We start from the raw sequence: 6,566 nt of genomic DNA, 5'->3' as shown, positions 1-6,566 counted from the left end.
GGTTGGCGACGCGGTTGATCAGGCCGGGCGGCAGCTGAAGATCGCTGTGGTACGTCAGCACCACCGGCTGGCGAAACAGCCGCCCGCGCAGTGCCAGGCCGGGCGCGTCGAACTGCGGCAGGTGCAGGCTCATCGCGTCGTGGTGCAGCGCCAGCACCGTGGCCAGCCCGCCAAAGTTGGGCATGATCACGCCCTTGCTGACGCGAGCAGCCACCGGCGCGCGCACCACCCGCACGCCGTCGATCACCTCGCGCAGCGGCAGGCTCGGGTCGTACTGCGAGGTCAGCACCGTCACGCCGTGGCCACGCCGGGCCAGCGCAGTGGCCAGCCGCTCGACATAGATTGTCAGCCCGCTCACATACGGGCGGTAGTACGTCAGCCCAAACAGCAGCCGCATCCGCATTCCTCACGCCGCCGATCACAGCAGCCCAGCCGGCGTTTCGTGCTTGTGCGCAAGCTCGCAACGCGCATCCCCGGTGGCGGCAAACGCCACAGCAGCAGGCGGCGCGCATTATAGCACAGCTTGTAGCTGTATCGTCGTATTTATGTTGGACGAGCGCCGGGATCATGCCTATAATGTGTTTGGCTTACGGTACCGGCGCGCCAGCAGATAAAAGGCCACTATGACGAGCAACCAGCTGCCTAGCCAGGCTTCCGCCCCTGCCTCTGAATCTCGATCGCGATTGCGGCGGCGCAAGCAGCAGGCTACCTGGGCGCTGCTGCTCGGCATACTGCTGCTCGGCGCATACTTCCGCACGCTGAGCCTCTTCAGCTGGGACGAACCATCGTACCGGCTGCACCCCGACGAGCGCTTCATGACCGACGTGGCCTCGCTGCTACGAGTGCCCACCAGCTTCGGCGAGTATTTCGACTCGGCGCGCAACCCGCTCAACCCGCGCAACCACGGCAAAGACTTCTACGTCTATGGCTTGCTGCCGCAGACGCTCACACGCATCGCGGCGGTGATGCTGACGCCAAACGAGGCCCTGCCGCCAACCACGCCCTCGGCCAATGGCACGGCGCAGCTGCCGAACCCCGAGCTGGGCGTGCCGAAGCTGCGGCCGCTGCAGGCGCTGCTGAACCCGGCCGGCAAGAACCTGACCGACTATGGCGAGATCTTCAAGGTCGGCCGGGCCTGGTCGGCGCTGTTCGATATCGCCTCGCTGCTAATAGTGTTTCTGATCGGCCGGCGCCTGTATGGCCGCAAGGTGGGCCTGCTGGCGGCATTTCTGCTGGCCGTCTCGGTGCTGCCGATCCAGCTGGCGCACTTCTTCACCGTCGACTCGACCACGGCCTTCTTTACGCTGCTGACGGTGTACTGGGCGGTGCGGCTGGCCCAGGGCGAGCGCCCTGCCGGCTACATTCCGCTGGGCCTGAGCATCGGCCTGGCGATGTCGACCCGCGTGACCATGGCCACGCTGGCGCTGCTGGCGATCGTGGTAGCCGGGCTGCGCGCCTGGCAGTCGGCGCATGCGCCCGGGGTGCCGCGCCGGCCGGGCAGGCTGATGCCGGCGCTGTACGGCCAGTTTATGTGGCTGGCGCTGGCGGGCGTGCTGTCGTTCCTGGTGTTCCGCGTGCTCCAGCCCGACGCGTTCATGGGCACGTCGGCGGCGCTGCCGGCCGGGCAGCCCGCCGGCGCGCTCGCGCGGCTGCTGCAGGGCCGTGGCTTTTTCGACATCCGCCCCGAGGCGCGCTTCATCGAGAACTACCGCTCGATCGGCGCGACCTTCAGCGGCGAGATGGACTGGCCGCCGAGCCAGCAGTGGGCCGGCCGGCCGCGCTTCGTGTTCGCGCTGCAGAACATGATTATCTGGGGCATGGGCGTGCCGCTGGGGCTGGCGGCCTGGGCCGGCTGGGCCTGGGCCGGCTGGCAGCTGCTGCGCCGCCGCAAGCTCAAGCACCTTGTGCCGTGGGCCTGGATCACGTTCTTCTTCGGCTGGCAGGGCGGCCAGTTCTTCATGACCATGCGCTACTACTCGATGCTCTACGGCCTGCTGGCGATCTTCGCCGCATGGCTGCTGCTCGAGCTGAGCAAGCGCCACTACAACCAGGATACACTGCTCCGCGCGTTTCTGACGCGCCGCCGCGCCTACCTGCTTGGCCAGGCCGCGCTGGTGCTGGTGGTCGCGTTCTCGGCCTGCTGGGCCTACGCCTTCACGCGGATCTACACCCGCGCGCATACGCGCATCACCGCCTCGCGCTGGCTGTATGCCAACGCCACGCCTGGCTCGGCGATCACCTCCGAGTCGTGGGACGACGGCCTGCCGCTCGACCTCGATGGCTATAGCCACGACCGCTTTGTCGGCGTCGAGACGTACCCCTACGCCGAGGACGAGGCGAGCAAGTACTTCGGCGCGCGCGACGCCAACGGCAAGTACTCGCCTGGCCTGCTCGACCAGCTCGACGCCGATTATGTCGTGCTCAGCAGCAACCGCGTCTACGGCTCCGCCACCCGCCTCGCCCATGCGCTACCCCGCGCTCACCCGCTACTACCACGCGTGCCTTCGCCGACGGCGACCTCGGCTTTGACCTCGTCGCCGATATTCACTCCTACTCCCACGCTGTTCGGCCTGAGCATCCCCGACCAGAGCGCCGAAGAAGCCTTCACCGTCTACGACCACCCGCGCGTGCTGATCTTCAAGAAGACCGAGCGCTTCTCCGCCAGCGCGCCGAGCAGCTGATCACCGCCGGCATCGCCTGGAGCGAGGGTGTACAAGCTGCCGACGATCCGCGCCAGCCGCGCCTACCGCGCTGCGCCTCACCGATACGCAGCTCGAGCAGTACCGCGCGGGCGGGACGTGGGCAGCGCTGTTCGACCCGGCGAGCCTGGCGAACCAGCTGCCCTGGCTGGCCTGGCGCTGCTCGCGCTTGAGCTGCCCGGCCTGCTCGCCCTGCTGTTCCGCCACCTGCCCGGCCTGCCCGACCGTGGCTTCGCCCTGGCCAAGACGCTCGCCCTGCTGCTGCTCGCCTACGCCGCCTGGCTGCTCGGCAGCGCTCACCTGCTCGCCTTCGGCCCCACCAGCGTGTGGCTGTGCGCCGGCCTGCTGCTCGTGCTCGGCGCCGCCGCCGGCTGGCGCGCCCGCCGCGAGCTGCGCGCCTTTGCCCGCGAGCGCTGGGCCACGCTGCTGCTGGCCGAGCAGCTCTTTTTGCTGCTGTGGCTGAGCTTTGTGGTGGTGCGGGCACTGAACCCGGACCTGTGGCACCCGGCGCGCGGCGGCGAGAAGCCGATGGACCTAGCGTTTCTGACGGCGGTGGTCAAGAGCCCGTTCTTCCCGCCCTACGACCCTTGGTTCGCCGGCGGGTTTCTCAACTACCGCTACTTCGGCTTTGTGCTCGTCGGCGCGCTGGTGCACCTGACCGGCGTGCCGCCCACCACCGCCTACAACCTCGCCGTGCCCACGCTGTTCGCCCTCACTGCCCTTGGCGCCTGGGGCGCCGTGTACAACCTGCTTGCGCCGCGCACTGCCGGGCGGCTGCGGGGCCGGCGGCTACAGAGCGAGCTGCGCGCGATGCTGGCGGGCGCGCTGGCGGTGGCGCTCGTAGCGCTGGCCGGCAGCCTGACCAACGCGCTCGCGTTGCTGAGCGGCAGCGCGGCCCAAAGCGGCGGGCGGCCCGAGTGGCTGTACTGGGACGCGACGCACTTCGCACGGCCGGGCCAGGCCGGGGTGGCGATCGAATTCCCGTTTTTCACGTTTCTGTATGGCGATATGCAGCCGCATATGCTGGCGCTGCCGCTGGTGCTGGCCGCGCTGGGGCTGCTGGTAGCGATCGGGCGGGGCAAAAGCCCAGGGGCGGGCGCTGCGCTCGCGCGACGCGCGCTCGGCCCGTGGCTGGTGGTGCTTGGCACCCTGGCGCTGGTACTGGGCGCGCTGCGCGCCGCCGACGGCTGGGACTACCCGGCCTACCTGGCGCTGGCAATTGCGACGATAGGGCTGGCGGCGTGGCGCATGCACCGCCGTGGCCTGGCCGGGCGCGCTGCTATCACGATCGGCGTGGGCGCCTCGCTGGCGCTGCCGGCGCTGAGCCTGCTGCTGTTCGCGCCATTCGACCAGCGCTTCGCAGCAAATGGCGGCATTCGGCTGCTGCCCGACAGCGTGGCGACGCTTGGCGATCTGCTCGCAGTCAACGCGCTATGGTTGTTCGTGCTGCTGAGCGCGGCGGCGCTGCTGGTACGCGCGCGCCGCAGTGCCCCGCCAAGCGCGGCGGCGCTGCTACCGTCCACGTGGGCGCTGGGCGGGCTGCTGTCGATCGCGGCGGGGTACCTGCTGGCCGCACCCGACGACGTCGGGCGGCTGGACGGCACGCTGCATGCCGGGCTGCAGAGCTGGGTGCTGCTGGCTAGCGCCGCCGCGACGGCGCTACCATGGCTGTGGCGCACGCTGCCGCGCGGCGCGATCGGCTGGGGCTGGCGCGCCGGCGCAGGGCTGCTGATCGCCGGCGCGCTGGCCTACCCACTCAGCGCCACGCCGGCACGCATAGCCGATCGCTTCGACGCGCGCATCGGGCCAACGCTCGACGGCATGGCGTTCATGCAGACGGCGCGCTGGGCCGAGAACGAGCGGCAGTTCCCGCTAGCCGAAGACGCGGCGGCGATCGCGTGGATGCGCCAGAACATCGCCGGCACGCCGATCGTGCTCGAGGCCGAAACCGCGCCATACCGCTGGGCCGGGCGCGTGTCGGCCTATACCGGCCTGCCGACGCTGCTGGGCTGGCCGTGGCACGAGCAGCGCCAGCGCTTTGTGGCGCTGGCAGGGGGCGTAATCGACCGGCGCGAGCGGCTGATCGCGCGGCTCTACAGCGGCGCCGAGCCGGCTGGCGCGACGCTGCGCGATCTGCAGCTATATGGCGTGGAATACGTGTATGTTGGCCAGCTCGAGCGCGCGCTCTACCCGGCCGCCGGCCTGGCGCAGCTCGACGCGCTGGCCGAGGCTGGCCAGATCACAGCGGTGTACCGGCGCGACGCTACCGTGATCTACCAGGTGCCCACGGGCAAGCTGCCGCCGGCGGTGCTGGCGGCAGACACGACCGCGCGCTAGGCTGGCTTGCGGCACACAAAGAAATAGTACGGGCCGTCTTCGCCAGGCGGCGCCTCGTAGATCCGGCGCAGCAGCGGCTCCCATAGCAGGTTGGGCGTGAGCGGCGGGCTGAGCAGCCAGCGCCCGGTGAGCCGGCGCGTGATCAGCGACGGCACGCCGTAGTAGTGGCTGAAATCGAACAGCTTGAGCGCGGCCGAGCTGAAATACGGCCGGTGGTACACCACCTCGAGCCCGGCCGCCGCGAAGCGCGCGCTCCAGCCGGCCACGCTGAGCGTGTTGTAGTGGTACGAAAGCGTGTTGAACCAGCGGCCATAGCGGCTGCCATCGAGCCCAACCGCGTTCAGCAGCGTGGTGCCCAGCAGATCCTGCGGGAAGCGATTGCCAACGACCGAGGTGACGAACTGCCCGCCTGGGCGCAGCACCCGCGCCACCTCGCCGAGCGTCTCGGCCAGCGGCACCACGTGCTCGAGCACGCAGTTGCTGATCGCGCTGGCAAACGAGGCGTCGGGGAACGGCAGGTGCGCGCCATTCGCCACGCTCAGGCCGGCGTACACGCCGCGGCCGAGAGCCTCGTGCGTATCGCTGCGGATCGGGTCGATGCCGAACACCCGCTTGCCGGGAAAGGCGATCTCGACAAACGTGCCGTCGCCCGAGCCAATGTCGACGATCGGCTCGGGTAGGTCGGGGGCGATCTCGGCGAACAGGCGCGCCTCAACCGCGCGCAGCATCGCCCGGTGGATCGGCAGAGTCAGCAGGTGCGGGCGCAAAAAATCGCGGTCGGTTGTCATCGTTTTAGCTCGTTGAATAAGGCTTCATACTCGGCGGCGGTGCGCTCGGTGCTGAAGCGGGCGGCGATCTCGGCGCGCGGGCGCACAAAGCGGGCGCGGTTGGCCAGCACCTCGACGATCGCCTCGGCGAGCGCGGCGCTGTCGCCAATCGGCACCACCAGGCCCATGCCCGTCTGCTGCACTGGCTGGCGCACGCCGGGCAGCGCGCTGGCGATCGACGGCGTGCCACACAGCATCGCCTCGACCTGCACCAGGCCAAATGTTTCGGTGGAATTGAGCGACGGCACGACGATCATATCCAGGTTCGGGAAGAACGCCGCCATCTCGCGCGGGTTCAGCGTGCCCAGAAACGTCCAGTGGTCGCTGTAGCGCTGAAACAGCGGGGCCAGGCGGCGGGCGTAGTCGGCCTCGCCGAGCACATTCTCGAAGGGGCCGGCGAACAGCACGCGGGCGTTGGGGTAGGCCTGCAGCACGCGCGGCAGGGCGTTGAGCAGGATCTCGACGCCCTTCTCGGCCGCGAGGCGCGCGGCCATGCCGATCACCGGGCCGCGGATATTCCAGCGCTCGCGGAAGCCGGCGATCTCGGCCTGGCTAGCCTGGGCCACCTCCACCGGCGGCGGGATGACGACGATCTTGTCGCGGAAGCGCCGCAGGAATGGCGAGTGCTCGGCAAAATCCTGAGTGTAGGCCACCACGCGCGTCGAGAGCACGCCGGCCGAAACATTCGCGGTATCGACGACCC

General features: G+C 69.7%; 5 protein-coding genes. 2 read left to right on the top strand and 3 right to left on the bottom strand.

The features are described from left to right. Positions 1-397 (bottom strand): glycosyltransferase (locus U0177_RS28850; protein WP_409574154.1); only part of this gene is annotated, 397 nt, incomplete at its 3' end. Positions 398-623: 226 nt separating this feature from the next. Here U0177_RS28850 and U0177_RS28845 point away from each other — a divergent pair. Both U0177_RS28845 and U0177_RS28840 read left to right on the top strand, forming a co-directional pair. Continuing rightward, positions 624-2,681 (top strand): ArnT family glycosyltransferase, encoded by a 2,058-nt coding sequence (locus tag U0177_RS28845; RefSeq protein WP_409574153.1) that lies wholly within the window; start codon positions 624-626, stop codon positions 2,679-2,681. Positions 2,682-2,798: 117 nt separating this feature from the next. After that, positions 2,799-5,036, top strand: a complete 2,238-nt coding sequence (locus U0177_RS28840) for a DUF2298 domain-containing protein (RefSeq protein WP_409574152.1) — start codon at positions 2,799-2,801, stop codon at positions 5,034-5,036. Here the strand turns inward: U0177_RS28840 and U0177_RS28835 are convergent. Together U0177_RS28835 and U0177_RS28830 are read right to left on the bottom strand one after the other, a co-directional pair. Further along, positions 5,033-5,824: a class I SAM-dependent methyltransferase gene (locus U0177_RS28835; RefSeq protein WP_409574151.1), complete on the bottom strand. Its 792-nt coding sequence runs from the start codon at positions 5,822-5,824 to the stop codon at positions 5,033-5,035. The two genes, U0177_RS28840 and U0177_RS28835, sit on opposite strands and share 4 nt — an antisense overlap. Then, a partial coding sequence (locus U0177_RS28830) for a glycosyltransferase family 4 protein (RefSeq protein WP_409574150.1) occupies positions 5,821-6,566 on the bottom strand: 746 nt, incomplete at its 5' end. The genes U0177_RS28830 and U0177_RS28835, both read right to left, overlap by 4 nt.

Source organism: Kouleothrix sp., from assembly GCF_046328425.1.
Lineage (GTDB): Bacteria > Chloroflexota > Chloroflexia > Chloroflexales > Roseiflexaceae > Kouleothrix.
Note: the sequence above shows the minus strand (reverse complement) of the source record. Positions and strands in the feature narration are given on the sequence as shown.

Excerpts from the sequence above, each read along its gene's own strand:
- U0177_RS28845 (WP_409574153.1), top strand. The coding sequence starts at position 624 with ATGACGAGCAACCAGCTGCCTAGCCAGGCTTCCGCCCCTGCCTCTGAA.
- U0177_RS28835 (WP_409574151.1), bottom strand. The coding sequence starts at position 5,824 with ATGACAACCGACCGCGATTTTTTGCGCCCGCACCTGCTGACTCTGCCG.